The organism is Glutamicibacter ardleyensis (assembly GCF_014644555.1).
Taxonomy (GTDB): Bacteria; Actinomycetota; Actinomycetes; order Actinomycetales; family Micrococcaceae; genus Glutamicibacter; species Glutamicibacter bergerei.
Genome location: NZ_BMKX01000002.1, coordinates 618,765 through 634,922 on the forward strand (window position 1 = coordinate 618,765; position 16,158 = coordinate 634,922).

At 61.7% G+C, this 16,158-nt stretch carries 14 protein-coding genes; 9 read left to right on the forward strand and 5 right to left on the reverse strand.

The window, feature by feature from the left end; translation table 11 throughout:
• Nucleotides 1-83: 83 nt before the first annotated feature.
• Complete coding sequence (locus tag IEX04_RS07580) at nucleotides 84-449, reverse strand: DUF1844 domain-containing protein (protein WP_096254475.1); 366 nt, start codon at nucleotides 447-449, stop codon at nucleotides 84-86.
• 327 nt (nucleotides 450-776) lie between these two features.
• Here IEX04_RS07580 and infC point away from each other — a divergent pair, with 327 nt between their 5' ends.
• The 9 genes from infC to IEX04_RS07625 all read left to right on the forward strand — a co-directional run bounded on the left by infC (nucleotide 777) and on the right by IEX04_RS07625 (nucleotide 8,834).
• A complete protein-coding gene (infC, locus tag IEX04_RS07585; RefSeq protein WP_229677055.1) occupies nucleotides 777-1,433 on the forward strand; it encodes a translation initiation factor IF-3 in 657 nt (218 codons plus the stop codon).
• A gap of 169 nt (nucleotides 1,434-1,602) precedes the next feature.
• The gene (rpmI, locus tag IEX04_RS07590) at nucleotides 1,603-1,797 is read left to right on the forward strand and encodes a 50S ribosomal protein L35 (protein ID WP_096254473.1); all 195 of its coding nucleotides are present in this window, start codon (nucleotides 1,603-1,605) and stop codon (nucleotides 1,795-1,797) included.
• Nucleotides 1,798-1,900: 103 nt separating this feature from the next.
• Nucleotides 1,901-2,557: a 50S ribosomal protein L20, sunset domain variant gene (rplT, locus tag IEX04_RS07595; protein WP_096254472.1), complete on the forward strand. Its 657-nt coding sequence runs from the start codon at nucleotides 1,901-1,903 to the stop codon at nucleotides 2,555-2,557.
• A 136-nt stretch (nucleotides 2,558-2,693) separates the two neighbouring features.
• On the forward strand, nucleotides 2,694-3,551 hold the full coding sequence (locus IEX04_RS07600; RefSeq protein ID WP_229677056.1) for a TrmH family RNA methyltransferase: 858 nt from the start codon (nucleotides 2,694-2,696) through the stop codon (nucleotides 3,549-3,551).
• Between the two features lie 10 nt (nucleotides 3,552-3,561).
• Nucleotides 3,562-4,005 carry a (deoxy)nucleoside triphosphate pyrophosphohydrolase gene (locus tag IEX04_RS07605; protein ID WP_096254470.1) on the forward strand — a complete coding sequence of 148 codons (444 nt, stop codon included), beginning with the start codon at nucleotides 3,562-3,564 and terminating at the stop codon, nucleotides 4,003-4,005.
• Nucleotides 4,006-4,070: 65 nt separating this feature from the next.
• A complete protein-coding gene (locus IEX04_RS07610) occupies nucleotides 4,071-4,721 on the forward strand; it encodes an LppM family (lipo)protein (protein WP_096254469.1) in 651 nt (216 codons plus the stop codon).
• 116 nt (nucleotides 4,722-4,837) lie between these two features.
• On the forward strand, nucleotides 4,838-5,917 hold the full coding sequence (locus IEX04_RS07615) for a phenylalanine--tRNA ligase subunit alpha (RefSeq protein WP_096254468.1): 1,080 nt from the start codon (nucleotides 4,838-4,840) through the stop codon (nucleotides 5,915-5,917).
• Nucleotides 5,918-5,920: 3 nt separating this feature from the next.
• Entirely contained in the window at nucleotides 5,921-8,461 is a 2,541-nt protein-coding gene (pheT, locus tag IEX04_RS07620) for a phenylalanine--tRNA ligase subunit beta (RefSeq protein ID WP_188684837.1), read from the forward strand.
• A gap of 160 nt (nucleotides 8,462-8,621) precedes the next feature.
• Complete coding sequence (locus IEX04_RS07625; protein ID WP_188684839.1) at nucleotides 8,622-8,834, forward strand: hypothetical protein; 213 nt, start codon at nucleotides 8,622-8,624, stop codon at nucleotides 8,832-8,834.
• A gap of 159 nt (nucleotides 8,835-8,993) precedes the next feature.
• Here IEX04_RS07625 and IEX04_RS07630 read toward each other — a convergent pair whose 3' ends face one another.
• From IEX04_RS07630 to IEX04_RS07645, 4 genes are all read right to left on the reverse strand, one after another.
• On the reverse strand, nucleotides 8,994-9,449 hold the full coding sequence (locus IEX04_RS07630; RefSeq protein ID WP_096254465.1) for a VOC family protein: 456 nt from the start codon (nucleotides 9,447-9,449) through the stop codon (nucleotides 8,994-8,996).
• Nucleotides 9,450-9,599: 150 nt separating this feature from the next.
• On the reverse strand, nucleotides 9,600-10,496 hold the full coding sequence (ppk2, locus tag IEX04_RS07635; RefSeq protein WP_096254535.1) for a polyphosphate kinase 2: 897 nt from the start codon (nucleotides 10,494-10,496) through the stop codon (nucleotides 9,600-9,602).
• A 116-nt stretch (nucleotides 10,497-10,612) separates the two neighbouring features.
• The gene (locus IEX04_RS07640; RefSeq protein ID WP_188684841.1) at nucleotides 10,613-11,914 is read right to left on the reverse strand and encodes a M1 family metallopeptidase; all 1,302 of its coding nucleotides are present in this window, start codon (nucleotides 11,912-11,914) and stop codon (nucleotides 10,613-10,615) included.
• Between the two features lie 13 nt (nucleotides 11,915-11,927).
• The gene (locus IEX04_RS07645) at nucleotides 11,928-15,848 is read right to left on the reverse strand and encodes a Pls/PosA family non-ribosomal peptide synthetase (protein WP_188684843.1); all 3,921 of its coding nucleotides are present in this window, start codon (nucleotides 15,846-15,848) and stop codon (nucleotides 11,928-11,930) included.
• Nucleotides 15,849-16,158: the final 310 nt, after the last annotated feature.

Here is a 16,158-nt window from a genome sequence, read left to right on the forward strand (position 1 = left end):
TAGTGGGCTAAAGAACAATGGACTCGCTTCCCAAAGGGAAGCGAGTCCATGACGTTAATCTCTTAAATTTTGTGTAATAAAGGCTAGTTGACCGGACCGGTGTACTTTTCGCCCGGGCCCTTACCTGGCTGGTCGGGGATCAACGAGGCTTCGCGGAAGGCTAGCTGCAAGCTACGCAAACCATCACGCAAAGGAGCTGCATGCTGCGAGCCAATCTCCGGTGCGCCGGCGGTGACTAGGCCAGCTAGCGCCGTAATTAGTTTGCGAGCTTCATCAAGATCCTTCAGCTCATTGGCATCTTCGCCCTCTGCCAGTCCACATTTGACCGCTGCTGCGCTCATTAGGTGGACCGCTGCGGTGGTGACGATTTCTACTGCTGGAACTTCGGCGATGTCGCGCATCTGCTGTGCGACGGCTTCCTGCTGCGAGTTGGTGTCTTCGGTACTCATACTGCTAAGCTTGTCATAGACTGACTCAATACAGGTACTTGAGAGCGTCCGGTATCCGGATGATGTCCACAAGAGATCAGTGTTGAGCCATGCAAGTGGAGGCCAACTCCCACCCGCTGTAGCCGTTGAGGCTTCCGGGTCATTCGGCAGGATACCTCGCGGTATCCCGAAATAGTTTTGCGATGAGATTCGTTTAACTATTATGTCGTCTATGTTTTGGCCTTCGCCTGCACCTCGCAGACGGAGGCCTTCTTTGTTTGCGAGTAAGTGACTTACGAAAATCAGGAGTGACACATCAGCGATCCACGCATTAATGAGCGCATTCGCGTGCCAGAGGTACGTCTCGTCGGACCCAATGGTGAGCAAGTAGGAATTGTCCGTATTGAGGACGCACTCCGTCTAGCTGTCGAGTCCGATCTGGACTTGGTTGAGGTCGCACCGACCGCCAAGCCTCCTGTATGCAAGCTGATGGACTTCGGCAAGTTTAAGTACGAAGCTGCAGTCAAGGCTCGTGAAGCTCGTAAGAACCAGACCAACACGATCCTGAAGGAAGTTCGCTTCCGTCTGAAGATCGATACTCACGACTACGAGACCAAGGTCGGCCACGCACTACGCTTCTTAGGCGCAGGCGACAAGGTTAAGGCCATGATCCAGTTCCGCGGTCGTGAACAGCAGCGTCCAGAAATGGGCATTCGCTTGCTCGAAAAATTTGCAGCAGACGTCGCTGAGGTAGGACTTGTAGAGTCCACGCCTCGCATCGATGGCCGAAACATGGTCATGGTGGTAGGTCCGCTGAAGAACAAGGCAGAAGCTCGCCGCGAACAGCAGCAACAGCAGAAGTCCGGTGGCCGGGATAGCGCGAAGCGCAAGATCCGCACCGACGCCCCAGATGAAACCGAGGGTCAGAACGTCGCAGCTGCGATGGACGACGATGCTCGTGCCAAGCTGGAGCAGGCTCGCAACGTAGCTGAAGACGAAGCTTAGCCCAAGTCTGTTGGGCCTTCGGGCCCGTCATCGGAAACGATGAAGGAGCTTCCTTGAGAAGTTCCAACTATCAAGAGAACAGCAGCGGTCACCTTGCCAAGAGGGTCCGCTTCGGATGATCCCCACAGATCTAACGATTTATGTGGAGCACGTTAGGAGAACGGCAGCTATGCCGAAGTTCAAGACTCACAGTGGCGCCAAGAAGCGCTTCAAGCTGACTGGTAGCGGCAAGCTCAAGCGCCAGCAGGCTAACCGTCGTCACTACCTGGAGCACAAGTCCTCGCGCGTTACTCGCCGCCTGGCTTCTGACCAGTTGGTCGCTAAGGCCGATGTTAAGACCATCAAGCGGATGTTGGGCATCTAAGCTCTCCCTTTTCGCAATTCGGGGAAGCACCACCCCAACAACCATAGATTTCACTTTCATCGGGTAAGCCCGATGGGAGGAACTGACTTGAAGGAGTACACACGTGGCACGTGTGAAGCGGGCAGTAAACGCCCATAAGAAGCGTCGCGTCGTTCTGGAACGCGCAAAGGGTTACCGCGGTCAGCGTTCGCGCCTGTACCGTAAGGCCAAGGAGCAGTTGCTCCACTCGTACGTTTACAGCTTCAATGACCGTCGCAAGCGCAAGGGTGACTTCCGTCGCCTGTGGATCCAGCGTATCAACGCCGCATCCCGCGCTAACGGTCTGACCTACAACCGCTTGATCCAGGGCCTGAAGGCCGCTGAGGTCGAGGTTGACCGTCGTATGCTTTCCGAGCTTGCTGTTTCGGATTCGAACGCTTTCGCTACCTTGGTTAAGGTTGCTAAGGACGCTCTTCCAGCAGACGTCAACGCACCACGTAACGCTGAAGTAGCAGTTGCTCCAAAGGCAGCTAAGGCTCCTAAGGCTGCTGCACCAGCAGCTAAGTCCGTCGAAGGCGAAGGCGTAGTCAAGGCCGTTGAGGGCGAAGACGCACCAGAAGGCTTCGTCATCAAGGGCAACGCCGGTTCGAACAAGTACCACGTTCCAGGTTCCACCTGGTACGAGCAGACCGAAGCCGAGTTCTGGTTCAACTCGACCGACGCTGCTAAGGCTGCAGGCTTCGAGCCAGCTGGTGGAGAATCCCGCCAGCAGATGAAGTAAATCCGTTTCTCCCTTTGAGCTAAGCCTCAGGTAGGACAGATCACACCGAAGGGTGGGCACCGCACATAGTGCGGAGCCCACCCTTCGGTGTTTCTACCGGTATTCTCGTTATATGACCAGCTTCTCCAATGATGTGATGTCCAATCCACGCGCCGACCGAGTGAAGGCAGTAGCCCGGCTAGCCCACCGTAAGGGGCGGGAAGCAACCGGCGAATTCCTCGCCGAAGGTCCGCAAGCTGTGCGCGAAGCACTGCTCGCCCACCAAAGTAACGACCAGCTGGTTCAAGAGGTCTACGTGGTGCCCGGATTCTTGGAAAGTCATGAGGAATTTTCGACTTTGCTCGAGGCGGGCAACATCCACACCTTCTTTGTCACTGGCGATGTCATTTCCGCCATGGCAGACACAAAGAACCCTCAGGGTATCCTCGCCGTCGTTGCCATGTCCCAGCCGCAGCTTTTCGAAGTACTGGCCACCAAACCGAAATTGATCGCCGTGCTGTGCCGCATTCAGGATCCGGGTAATGCCGGCACCATCTTGCGCGCCGCCGATGCCGCCGGAGCCGACGCGGTGATTATCACCAAGGACAGCGTCGATATCTATAATCCCAAAGCCGTCCGCTCCACCGCCGGCTCACTCTTCCACCTGCCAGTGCTCAGCGACGTAGACCTCGCACAGGTTGTGGCTGATATTAATAGTGCCGAAGTTTCCTTCCAAATTTTGTCGGCCGATGGCTATGCCGAACACAACCTGGACACGCTGCAAGATAGCGCAGTATTACGCGCTGGTGCACTGGAGTCCGTGAGCGCAGAAGAGCCAGCACTGGAACGACCCACGATCTGGCTTTTCGGCAATGAGGGCCAGGGCTTGAGCGAACAAGAGAAGGCGCTGGCACAGTTCAACGTCGCGGTACCGCTCTACGGGGTGGCCGAATCACTGAACGTGAGCACCGCCGCGACGGTGTGCCTCTACGCGTCGGCTCGCGCCCAGCGATAGGTGTCGCCCGATGCAGCTCAAACAAATCGTCGCGGTAGCGATCATCGACAGTTTTGAATCACCCACCAAGATGTTGGCAGCCCGTCGTAATCGTCCGGTTGAACTGGCCGGGCTCTGGGAATTTCCCGGTGGCAAGGTCGAACCGGGGGAGTCGCAGATCGATGCGGTACACCGCGAACTGCGTGAGGAACTTGGCGTACAGCTGAATCTCGGCGCAGAAATCATCGGGCCGCATGCCCAGGGCTGGGTGCTCAATGAGCGGGCAGCAATGCGCGTCTGGTTCGCCACGATCAGCGAGGGAACGCCCGACACGCTCGATGGACACGACCAATTGGCCTGGCTAGGCCTCGATGATTCCTTGGGCACAGTAGTGCCGTGGATCGAGGCCGACGCCCCGATTGTGACTGCCTGTCTGGCCCAAGCTCATGCGGGGTCTACCTGCTCAACCGCGTAAGCTGGTCATAGTGCCTGGAATCGGCAACCCGTAACCAACCCACAAAATTTTTAGGAGTAATCCGAGTGAAGAGACTTCTTGGCGTTCTCGCGCTGGTCTTTACCGCAATGCTGGCCCTATCGGGCTGCGTCAACATGAACGCTGAGGTCAACGTGACCGGTGCCGATCAGGCTACCGGTGCATTGCAGCTCACCACTCATCAGGAAAACCTGCAGGGCCAGAAATTCGAGGACGTGCTGGCTACGCAGATGAACACCGACGAGCTGGATAACATTCTGGGCGGACAGTGGAGCTACACCACCATCGACGATGGGGAAAACGTCGGTCTGCGCTTTGAAACCATCGGCAAGATGAACTTTGTCCAGCTACAGGACGCCTTTATGCTCTTCGGCTTCCCAATTACCCTGTCCGATCAGGACGGCGAATTCGGATTCTCGATGCCAGGCGCAGGTGAAGTCGCGGTCAACGAGCAGTTCACCGAGGCAAACTTGCAGGTCAGCTTCCCGGGTAAGGTGCTCACCCACTCCGCCGGCGAGGTTGATCACCACACCGTCACCTTCGACATGATTGCCGGTGCAAACGAGTACAAGGCTACCGGGGCAGCAAACTACACGATGTTCTACTCGTTAGTTTTTGGTGGCGCTCTACTGGTGCTAGCAATGATCCTCGTTTTCGCATTTGCACCGAAGTCAGCCAAGGATTCAGCCGCTCACTAAGGGAATCGTTAGCTTCTTCACGGCCTGGGCCCGTCATCGTTGAAACGTTGACGGGCCTTAGCTAATAGAATAGGGACTAATAGTTCCACGAGATAAGAGAAGGATCGATCGATCCCATGTCTGATCAGACAATCCAAGAGGCAACGGAAGCGGAGCTCAACGCACCGCATCCGACAGATGAAGCAGGCATCAACGCCGCGGTTCAAGCTGCACTGGCAGCCATCGAATCCGCTGGCGACCTGACTGAACTAAAAGATGCACGACTCGCCCACACCGGCGAGAAGTCCGCGCTGTCGCTGGCCAACCGCCAGATCGGCAAGTTGGACAAGTCCGAGAAGGCGGTGGCCGGCAAGCTCGTCGGTGGCGCCCGCGGACGCGTGAACAAGGCGTTGGCCGCCCGCACGGTAGTGCTTGAAGAGGCCGAGGCCGCGCGCATCTTGGAAGAAGAGACCGTCGACGTCACCGCGGCTCCGCGCCGTCGCCGCGTCGGTGCTCGCCACCCACTGTCGGTATTGCAGGACCGCGTGTCCGACATCTTTGTCGGCATGGGCTGGGAAATCGCCGAAGGCCCCGAGGTCGAATCCGAGTGGTTCAACTTCGACGCACTGAACTTTAAGCCGGACCACCCGGCCCGCGAAATGCAGGACACCTTCTTCATCGAGCCGGCCGACGCGCACCTGGTGTTGCGTACCCACACCTCCCCGGTGCAGGTGCGTTCGATGCTGCAGCGTGAGGTGCCGGTCTACGTGCTCTGCCCGGGCCGTACCTTCCGCACCGATGAGCTGGACGCCACTCACACCCCGGTCTTCCACCAGTTTGAGGGTCTCGCCGTGGATAAGGGCCTGACCATGGCCGATCTGCGCGGCACACTGGAGCACTTCGCCCGCCAGATGTTCGGCAAAGATGCACAGATCCGTCTGCGCCCGGCCTACTTCCCGTTCACCGAGCCAAGCGCCGAGCTGGACATCTGGCACCCCGGTGCCAAGGGCGGCCCGCGCTGGATCGAGTGGGGTGGCTGCGGCATGATCAACCCGAACGTGCTGCGCGCCGCCGGGATCGACCCGGAAGAATACTCCGGATTCGCCTTCGGCATGGGCATCGAGCGCACACTGATGTTCCGCAACGACGTTCCCGACATGCACGACATGATCGAGGGCGACATTCGTTTCAGCCAGCACTTCGGGATGGAGATTTAAGTTATGCGTATTCCACTTTCATGGCTGCGCGAATACACGCAGCTTCCGGCCGATGCGAGCGCCGAAGACTTGATGGCCGATCTGGTGAAGGTCGGTTTGGAAGAAGAGGACGTGCACCGTCCCTCCGATACGCTCTCGGGCCCGATCGTCGTCGGTCAGGTGCTCTCGTTGGTGAAGGAAGAACAAACCAACGGCAAAACCATCAACTGGTGCCAGGTCCGCGTGGTGCCCGAAGGTACCGAGCAGACGCTGACCGGTAAGGGCATCGAACCGGGCGGCGTGCAGGGCATCATCTGCGGCGCACACAACTTCGTGGAGGGTGACAAGGTTGTTGTCACCCTGCCCGGCGCCGTGCTGCCAGGGGACTTTAAGATCACCCCGCGCAAAACCTACGGACATGTTTCTGCCGGCATGATCGCCTCCTCCCGCGAGCTGGGCATCGGCGAAGACCACGACGGCATCATGGTGCTCTCCAACTACGGACTAGACCCAGAAGTGGGCACCGACGTCTTTGAGCTTTTCGGACTGAACGATCAGGCCGCGGAGATCAACGTGACCCCGGACCGCGGCTACTGCTTCTCGATCCGCGGCGTAGCCCGCGAATACGCGCTGGCCACCGGCACCTCCTTCACCGATCCGGCAACCACCATTTCCGTCACCGAGGCAACCGAAGCCGGACACCAGGTCATCCTGTCCGACGACGCACCCATCTACGACGTGCCCGGTTGCACGCGTTTTGTCACTCGCGAAGTCACCGGCATCAACCCATCGCTGCCCACCCCACGCTGGATGGCCTCGCGCCTGCAGCTGGCAGGCATGCGCTCGATCTCGCTGGTTGTCGACATCTCCAACTACGTGATGCTCGAGCTTGGCGCACCACTGCACTTCTACGATGCGGACAAGCTCACCGGTGCGATCACCGTGCGTCGTGCGGCCGCCGGAGAAAAGCTCACCACGCTCGATGAAAAGAGCCGCGAGCTGTCGGTTGAGGACCTGCTGATTACCGACGAGTCAGGCGCTATTGGTATTGCTGGCGTCATGGGTGGCGCGGCGACCGAGGTCGGTCCGTCCACCAGCACCGTGCTGATCGAGGCTGCACACTTCGACGCAGTGTCCGTCGGACGATCCCGTCGCCGCCACAAGCTGCCTTCGGAGGCCTCCAAGCGTTTTGAGCGTGGGGTTGACCCACACATCATGGACATCGCCGCGCAGCGTGCGGTGAATCTGCTCGTTGAGCTGGCCGGTGGCACCGAGACCAGCAAGGTCACCGACGCAGGCGTTGTTCCGGCCGACACCCAGATCCAGTTGCCAGCCGGTTTCGCCGGGGCACTGATCGGCGTGGAGTACACCGACGAGCAGACCATTACCGCGCTACAGGGAATTGGTGCAACCGTCGCGCAAAACGCCGAGGGCTTTTTGGTTAGCGCACCAAGCTGGCGCCCGGACCTAGAGATCAAGGAAGACCTGGTTGAGGAAGTAGCCCGCGTGGTTGGCTACGACCAGATCCCGGCCACCTTGCCGGTGGCCCCACCAGGGCGCGGCCTGACCCGGACCCAGTCCCAGCGCCGGCGCCTCTTGCAGGGCCTGGCCGATGCTGGCCTGACCGAGGTCTTGACCTACCCGTTCGTTTCCGAAGCGCAGAACAACATGTTCGGCACTCCGGAAGCTGGCGCCACGGTGAAGGCCGTGTCGCTGGCCAACCCGATCTCCAAGGAATTCCGTTTCCTGCGAACCAGCCTGCTGCCGGGTCTGCTGGACACCGCACGACGCAATATCGGCCGTGGCTTCCGCGATCTGGCCTTGTACGAGGGCGGTCTGGTGTTCCTGCCAGGCGATCAGCTCGGTTCGGCGTTCCTCCCTCCGCTGGGCGTTAAGCCAAGCGATGAGGTGCTAGCGGACCTGTACAACGGTGTCCCCAACCAGCCATGGCAGCTAGCCGCGGTCTTCACCGGCCACGAGGCTTCGGCCGCCGCCGGGTTCGCGCCGCGTGCCTGGGACTGGGCCGACGCACTGGATGCCGCACGCACCGTCGCGGACATCCTTGGTGTTGACCTGGAGGTTGCTCAGGGCGATCATCAGGCCTTCCACCCGGGCCGCGCCGCCACACTGAAGGTTGCTGGCGAAGTGGTTGGCTACGCCGGCGAGCTGCACCCGGCGCTGCTCAAGGACGCCGATCTGCCGCCGCGCACCGTGGCAATGGAGCTGAACGCTGCTGAACTGATGGCTGCCGCTCCGCAGGTGGTCGTGGCGCAGTCACTGTCCACCCAGCCGCTGGCTACCCAGGATGTTGCCTTGGTCGTTGATCAACACGTTGTTGCCGGTCACGTGCTTGACACCCTGCGCGAGGGTGCCGGCGCACTGCTCGAAGACATCACCTTGTTTGATGTGTATCAGGGCAAGGGCATCGAAGAGGGCAAGAAGTCGTTGGCCTTCGGTTTGCGTTTCCGCGCCGCGGACCGCACGCTGACCGCCGATGAAGCCTCCGAGGCGCGGGCCGCCGCGGTAGCTCTGGCCACCGAGAAGTTCGGCGCCACCCAGCGCTAAACCATGCCAATCGGCGCTTCGCGTCGGGCAACCAACGCCCCGAGGTATCTGCAATCACGCGGAATACCCCGGGGCGTTGGTTTTGTCCTGCATGCATCTGCCAGCGCCTGCAGGCGCGCGGTAGAATTAAGCTCCACACAACTTACCTCGGGGGCACGCCATGGGTTCACGGATCGCCGCGCGACTTGGCGCGGTGCTGCTTATTGTGGTGCTTGGAGCCCTCGCGGTAGCGGTGGCGGTGTTCTTGGCGATGGGCGCGGTAAATCTAATCCAGCGCGGCGCCGGCACACATCTGGAAGAGCCGCCGACCCCGAGCGTGGAATTCAGCGAACCGCCCGCGGACCCGCTGCCCGGGCGCCCGAGCGGACCCTAGCAGCGAACGCAAAACCATGATCGTGGAACACGCTATCCTGCCGGTGCGCTGGAAGCAGGCGCTGCACCATTTTTCCGATCCTTGTCCCCTGGTAGAACACTTTATCCCGGTGTTCGACTCCGAACTAGGCTCCACAGCAGGACCTTGGCCTCACCGCGCTCACGTTGGTTTGTTGTACTGTTCCGGTTCGTAGCCGATGAGCCAGTGCACCCCAAAACGATCACGCACCTGCCCGTCGCTGGCGCCCCATGGTTTGCGCGCCAGCGGATCAAGTACCGTGCCGCCCTCGGCGAGCTGGTCGAACCAAGTGTGCAGTATTTCGGGTGCCGCCGTGCCCAGCAGGCTGAGCATTAACCCTTGTGTGGACACCGCTTCTTCGCTCGGTGCGGCATCGGCCGCGTACAGGGTGAGCCTCCCGCGCAGCATGCCGTGGGCGATGTGCTCGCCAGGCCCGTCGGTGCGCGCAAATTCTGCATAGCTAAAGAGCGCGAGCGTTCCGCCAAAAATATGTTGGTAGTGTTCCAACGCGTGGGCGGCGGTGCCCGGAAAAAGGATGTAGGGCGCGGGCGCTGTCGCCGGTCGCGCCTCGGATTGTGATGTCTTTGGTTCCGCCATGTTTTTTCCTCCAGAATTCGCGCACCGCTTCGAGGTAGCGTCGCCAGAGGTCAGGCCGTCCCAGGGGCAACGCCGGAGCGTATCGGTTGCCCCAGCGTAGTGCCGGGCGCCACCGAGCTGCAAGAGAGGCGAGTGGCGTGAAGGGCAGGACTAGAACTCTTCGCCGTGGCTGATGACCTTCGCAGCCCGCCCGACGATCTGCGGATCGGGGGTGCCGACCAGCGCGTGGTCCTTACCCTTGTACTCGAAGCGGCTCAGCACGTGGCGCATGGCCTGCAGCCGGGCACGCTTCTTGTCGTTGGACTTCACTACCGTCCATGGGGCATGCTCGGTGTCGGTCTTCAGGAACATCTGTTTTTTCGCGGCCGTGTAGTCATCCCACTTGTCCAGCGAGGCCAGATCCATGGGGGAGAGCTTCCACTGGCGCACCGGGTCGATGCGGCGAATGAGGAAGCGGGTGAACTGTTCGGCGGCGGAGACGGAGAACCAGAATTTCACCAGGTCGATGCCCTCCTCCACCAGCAGCCGCTCGAAGTGCGGGGTCTGCTCCAAAAAGTGCTCGACCTGATTTTCGCTGCAGAACCCCATCGCGCGCTCCACCCCGGCACGGTTATACCAGGACCTGTCGAAGAGCACGATCTCCCCGGCGGCCGGAAAGTGTTCGATGTAGCGCTGGTAATACCACTGGGTGGATTCGCGCTCGGTCGGCTTTTCCAGGGCGACGACGCGTGCCCCACGCGGGTTCAGGTGTTCGGTGAAGCGCTTGATCGTGCCGCCTTTGCCGGCCGCGTCGCGTCCCTCGAAGACGATCATCAGCCGTCGATCGTGCGCCTTGAGCCACTTTTGCAGCTTGAGCAGTTCGATCTGTAGCGCACGCTTCTGCGTATCGTAGGCCGCCCGCTCCATTTTGGCGTCGTAGGGGTAGTCCTCGCGCCAGGTGTCCACGATGGAGCCGTCCGCGCGCACCAGCACCGGGTCATCGTCGTCGTTGTCCAGCACGTGGTAGCCGCGAAATGCATCTTCAAGCAGGGGGAGTTCAACCGTCATGACTCCAGTGTATTTTTGCCAGGTGAACACCTCATGAACAATTGGCTAACCGTTCATTGACTTAGGCGTTTATGACGTATAGCCTGCGCCACGTGGCACCCGTGGTGGGAGGTGCGCTAGCGCGGGAAGGCCGGCAATGCCTGTTCGTAGAGCCAGGGCTCCAACAGCGCGGCGACATCAAGCGTGCCTGGCGCGAACCCTTGGGCGTGCGCGAGGAACGCGGCGGTGTCCACATGCCCATGGGCGTGGGTGGCGACCCATTCCTTGAGCATCGCGTAGAAGGCTTCGGCGCCCACTTCGCCCAGCAGCGCGAACAACGCCAGCGCGCCGCGTTTGTATACCCGGTCATCGAACATCAGCTCGGGCCCCGGGGCGCCGATAACCAGGTCCTGCGCGGACTGCTCGAGCTTTTCCCAAGCCGCTCGGGCCCGATCGGCCAGCGAGAGCAGCCCGGCAGACTCGGAATACAACCATTCGCTGAAGCAGGCGAACCCCTCATGCAACCAGATGTCTGTCCAACGTTTTAAGGTCAGCGAATTACCCCACCATTGGTGCGAAAATTCGTGCGCGATCAGCCGTTGTGCCTCCCAGTCAAGGGATAGGTGGTTGCGCCCAAAAATGCTCAGCCCGGCGGCCTCTAACGGGATTTCCAGCTCGTCGTCGACCACCACAATCTTGTAGCTGGCATACGGGTAGGGGCCAAAATGCCGTTCAAAAACCTCGGCCATCTCGCCCTGCTTGGCAAAGGCGCCACGCACCGCCAAATCCATGCCGGGCACCGCGTAGGCCAGCAGGTGGCCTTCGGTATCAAACGGGATTTCGCTGTAGCGTCCGATCTGCACGGTCGCCATGTAGCTGGCGATCGGTTCACGCTGTTCGTAGACCCAGGTGTCCGCGCTCGCGGCCCGGGAGTAGCTGACCTGTTCGCCATTGGCCACCGCCCGGTAGCCGGCATCGGTGGTGATCGAAAAACGGTAGCTGGACTTGTGGCTGGGATGATCGTTGCAGGGGAACCAGGTGGCCGCCCCGGTGGGTTGACCAGAAATCAGCACCCCGTCGGTTAGTTCCTCCCAGCCGACCTCTCCCCACATCCCGTTATCCACCCCCGGGTTTCCGGCATAACGCAGCGCCAGTTCCACCTGTTCGCCGGCGGGCAGCATTGCGGGCAGCTTCACCTCGATACGGTGGTGTCTTTTGGTGGCCGCAAGCTTTTTGCCCTGGCAGGTGGCCTTAAGCACGCGCAACCCATGCAGGTTTAGCCGCACCACATCGAGGTCGACCAGTGCGCGGATGTGCAACACGGCCTTGCCTTCGAGCAGGTTGCTGGCCAGCTTGCACTTGAGCTCCAGGTCATAGTGCTCCACGGTGTACTGCTCGGAACCGTGGTGTTTGGTGTAGTCATCTAGCTGCTGCGGCATGCGGTGCGGTCCTCTAGGCTTTCACGGGCTGATCGGTGGTGATGTTCCAGCGTACCGCCGGATTGCCACGCCAGTAGGTATTGGCCGGCAGTCGTTCACCGCGCAGGATCAGCGAGGCCGGCCCTGCGGTGGTGCCCTCGGAAATAACCGCGGCGGGCAGGATCACGCTATGCGGGCCAAGCGTACCGCCGGCACCCAGGGTGACCGTGTCGATGGACATGATGCGGTCGTGGAAGAGGTGGGTTTGCAACACACAGCCGCGGTTCACCGTGGCGTGATCCTCCAAGGTGACCAGGTCCGCCTCGGGGAACCAGTAACTTTCGCACCATACCCCATGCCCGATCTTGGCGCCCTGGGCACGCAGGAACCAGACCAGCGCCGGGGTGCCGGAGGCCAGGCGCGCAAACCACTGGGCGCAGACCAGTTCGACAAATGAGTCAACCATTTCGGTGCGCCAGATGAACGAGCTCCACAGTGTGTGCTCGCCCGGGCGAATCACCCCGACCACCAGCCATTTGGCGGCCAGCGCGGTCAGTGCGGCCACCGCTCCGGCCACCACCAGCACCGCTCCGGAGAGCAGCGCCGCGGTAAGCGGGTTCACGTGGGTGGCCAGCGCGGACAGCGCCCACAACACACCGCCGGCGATGCCCACGGTGGTGAATACGGCCAGAGCGCGGGTCAGCTCCCACAGCGCGCGCATGACTTTTAGCTTCATCGGCGGCTGATAGGTGCGCTCAGATTCGGCGTCCACGGTGGTGCGGCGCAGCTTATGTGGGGGAGAACCGATCCAGGAGGTGCCGGCCTTCATCTTGCGTGGGGTGGCCGAAAGCACCGCGATCAGCGAGCGCTTAGGCACTCGTCGCCCGGCATGCAAGATGCCGGAGTTACCCAGGAAGGCTTTTTTGCCCACACGCACCGGGGCGATGTGCATCCATCCGCCGCCCAGCTCATAGGAGGCGACCATGGTGTCATCGGCCAGAAACGCGCCCGAGGCGATGGTAGTCATCTTCGGGATCAGCAGCACCGTGGAAATCTCCACATCGCGTCCGACCTTCGCACCGAGCAACCGCAACCATACCGGGGTGAACAATGAAGCGTAGAGCGGGAAGAGCACATCGCGGGCGGTATCCAGCACGCGTTCGGTCGCCCACGCCTGCCAACCGACCCTGGAGGTCACCGGGTGCCAGCCCTCGACGAGACCGATGGACAGCAACCGCACCTCGATAACGATCAGCGCCATCATGGACAGGAACCACACCAGGGCGGCCAGCAACACCGCCGGAATGAATTTCCAGCCGATCGACGTCAGCGAATCTTCGGCACGCAGCAACGGAGTGACCGCCAACACGGCCAAAACCACCGGCAACCACTGCAAGAGGTTCAGCAAAACCGAACCGAGAGCACCCAGCACGCGCGGAAGGAGGCGATACGAAGGAATTTGCTCGGGCCAGCGTGGTTTGGCGCGTCCCTCGCGGGCGGCCGGGGATCCTGCATAGCGCGAGTTCTCGCGGGTTTCACCGTAGATGGCGGAGCCGGCTTCCACGATGGTGTGCGGTGCAACCACGGCGCCGGGAACCAGGGTGGTGCGGGCGCCGACGGAGGCGAAGTCTCCGACGCTCACGTGGCCCACATGTACCTTGTCACCGTCGATCCAGTAGCCGGAGACGTCGACCTCGGGTTCCAAGGTGGCGCCCGGTCCGACGGTCAGCATTCCGGTGACCGGCGGCAGGGTGTGCATGGTGGCGGTTTTGTCGATATCCGCACCGAGCATGCGGGCATACCAAGGCAACAGTGGCGCGCTGGCCAGGGAAATCGGGTCCACCACGTCGGAAATGTGCTGTGCCAGCCACAGACGCAGGTGCATCGAGCCCGAACGCTGATAGGTTCCCGGTGTCAGGCCGCGCAGCAAGAGCTTGCTGGCCACGATCGACAGGCACATGCGCCCGGCCGGGGTGACGAAGATCAGCCAGGAGGCCAGAATCGAGTACCACGGGATCGGCAACTGGGCTTCGAGAATTCCCACGCTGAGCAGGAACCAATGCCCGAGCATCAGGTAGGTGAACCAGCGCAAGCCGGAAAGGATGAACAACGGCACCGCGAGCAGGGTCTGGGTGATTTGGGTGATGCGCCGAGTGCGCTTGACGATGCGAGGTTCGATGACCTCGTCGTTGATCTGCTGCCCGCCGAGGTATTCCACCAACGCGCCAAAGCGGGGGTAGTCGTAAAGTTCGGCAACCGTCAGGTCCGGGTAGCGAGAGCGTAGCGCGGAGACCAATTGGGCCGCCGAGAGCGAGCCGCCGCCGGAACCGAAGAAGTCGGCGTCCGCGCTGGACACCGGCGCGCCCAACGCGCCCTGCCACGCGTCGGCCACAAACTGCCCGGTCTCGTCTAGCCCGTGTAGTTCCTCTTCGCTCTGCTCCCCGGCGCCTGCCAACGGCCAAGGCAAGGCATTGCGGTCCACCTTGCCACTGGTTTTCATCGGCATGGTGTCCACCAGGGTTAACAGCGGCACCATCGCCGCCGGTAAATCTTCGAGCAGTGCGGTGCGTGCCGCGCTCAGATCGTAATCTGCGGCTGCGGCGAGATAACCGACCAGCATCTTGTTGCCGGTATTGGTTTCGCGCACCGCCACCGCGGCGTTGGACACGCCTTCGAGCGAAGCCAGTGCGGCGTCGATTTCGCCCAGTTCAATGCGCCGCCCGCCGATTTTCACCTGGTCATCCACGCGCCCGATGAACACCAACCCCAGCGGGTCGTTGATCACCATGTCGCCCGAGCGGTAGGCGCGGTCCCAGCCCAAGGTGGGCATCGGCGCATACTTTTCCGCTTCTTTTTCCGGATCCAGATAGCGGGCCAGGCCCACGCCGCCGATGATCAGTTCACCGGATTCCCCCTCGGACACCGGGATACCTTCGGGGTCCACTACTGCTAGATCCCAGCCGGCTAGCGGCAGGCCGATACGCACCGGCAAGCTGCCGTCCATGGTCGCGCCGCAGGCCACCACGGTGGCTTCGGTCGGACCGTAGGTGTTCCACAGCTCGCGGCTATCGGTGGCCAGGCGTGCGGCAAGTTCCGGCGGGCAGGCCTCCCCGCCGAAGATCAGCAGACGTACCGAATCCAGCGCTTGGGCCGGCCAGAGCGCGGCCAGCGTGGGCACGGTGGATACCGCGGTGATCGAACGGGAGATCAGCCAGGGGCCCAAGTCCATGCCGCTGCGCACCAGCGCGCGCGGGGCCGGAACCAGGCAGGAGCCGTTGCGCCAGGCGATCCACATTTCCTCGCAGGAGGCGTCGAAGGCCACCGAGAGTCCGGCGAGCACCCGGTCGCTGGTGTTCAGCGGGTCGGCGGGCAAGAACATTTGCGCCTCGGCGTCGACAAAGGCGGCCGCGGAGCGGTGCGTGACGGCAACACCCTTGGGTTTGCCGGTGGACCCGGAGGTGAAGATGATCCACGCGTCGTCGCCAAGGCGTGGGGCGCGTGGGTTGGGGAAGGGGGTCGCACGCAGCGGGTCGATCACGGTGAGCTGATCGGTGCCGGAGATGAAACCGGCCACCTGGGCCTCGTCAAACACGGTTTTGGCGCGCTCGTCGGGATCGTCGGCATCCACCGGAACGTAGGCGGCACCCACCCAGAGGATCGCCAAGATCCACTCGTAGAGCGCGGCGGTCCCGGAGGTGACACGCACGCCAATCCGGTCCCCGGCGCCGAGGCCCGACTGATGCAGGCGTAGCGCTTTGGTCTTAACCTCTTCGATCAGCTCGGTGTAACTTTCGATGTGTGAGCCGTCGTCAATGGCCGGCGCGTCGGGATGGGCCTGCGCGGTGGCCTGCAAGATCTCGATCAGCGTGCGTGGCTCGGGGGCCAGCGAACCGGCCGGAAACTGCGCCGGGTAGATCGTCGAATTCTCGGGGGTGGAACTATCTACGGAGTCCATAAGCGGGCGGATCCGTCCCTTCGGTACGGGTGGGGTGCACCAGTGGGCTGCGAGTTCGTGGGGGAGACGGGTTCGCATGAAAAAGGGGTATGGATCCTGGAGGGGATCGGACGTTGCGACGTCCTGCACCTATTAAAGCCCCTCAAAACGGTCACGGGGAAGCTTTGGGTGCTTTTGGTCGTATGGATCACATCAACAATTTCGCTGCTCGGACACATAACGGGCGGCCAAATTCTCGCCGTTTGAGGCCGTGCCCCGTCCATCGTGGGGATGCGCGCAAGCGCAGCCACCGAGTAGGCTGGGTGATAAG

What these genes read in the sequence shown, in the direction of transcription:
- rpmI (WP_096254473.1), top strand. Translation starts at nt 1,603, where the DNA reads ATGCCGAAGTTCAAGACTCACAGTGGCGCCAAGAAGCGCTTCAAGCTG.
- IEX04_RS07615 (WP_096254468.1), top strand. Translation starts at nt 4,838, where the DNA reads ATGTCTGATCAGACAATCCAAGAGGCAACGGAAGCGGAGCTCAACGCA.
- IEX04_RS07580 (WP_096254475.1), bottom strand. Translation starts at nt 449, where the DNA reads ATGAGTACCGAAGACACCAACTCGCAGCAGGAAGCCGTCGCACAGCAG.
- pheT (WP_188684837.1), top strand. Translation starts at nt 5,921, where the DNA reads ATGCGTATTCCACTTTCATGGCTGCGCGAATACACGCAGCTTCCGGCC.
- IEX04_RS07630 (WP_096254465.1), bottom strand. Translation starts at nt 9,449, where the DNA reads ATGGCGGAACCAAAGACATCACAATCCGAGGCGCGACCGGCGACAGCG.
- IEX04_RS07605 (WP_096254470.1), top strand. Translation starts at nt 3,562, where the DNA reads ATGCAGCTCAAACAAATCGTCGCGGTAGCGATCATCGACAGTTTTGAA.
- IEX04_RS07600 (WP_229677056.1), top strand. Translation starts at nt 2,694, where the DNA reads ATGTCCAATCCACGCGCCGACCGAGTGAAGGCAGTAGCCCGGCTAGCC.
- IEX04_RS07645 (WP_188684843.1), bottom strand. Translation starts at nt 15,848, where the DNA reads ATGGACTCCGTAGATAGTTCCACCCCCGAGAATTCGACGATCTACCCG.
- ppk2 (WP_096254535.1), bottom strand. Translation starts at nt 10,496, where the DNA reads ATGACGGTTGAACTCCCCCTGCTTGAAGATGCATTTCGCGGCTACCAC.
- IEX04_RS07640 (WP_188684841.1), bottom strand. Translation starts at nt 11,914, where the DNA reads ATGCCGCAGCAGCTAGATGACTACACCAAACACCACGGTTCCGAGCAG.
- IEX04_RS07625 (WP_188684839.1), top strand. Translation starts at nt 8,622, where the DNA reads ATGGGTTCACGGATCGCCGCGCGACTTGGCGCGGTGCTGCTTATTGTG.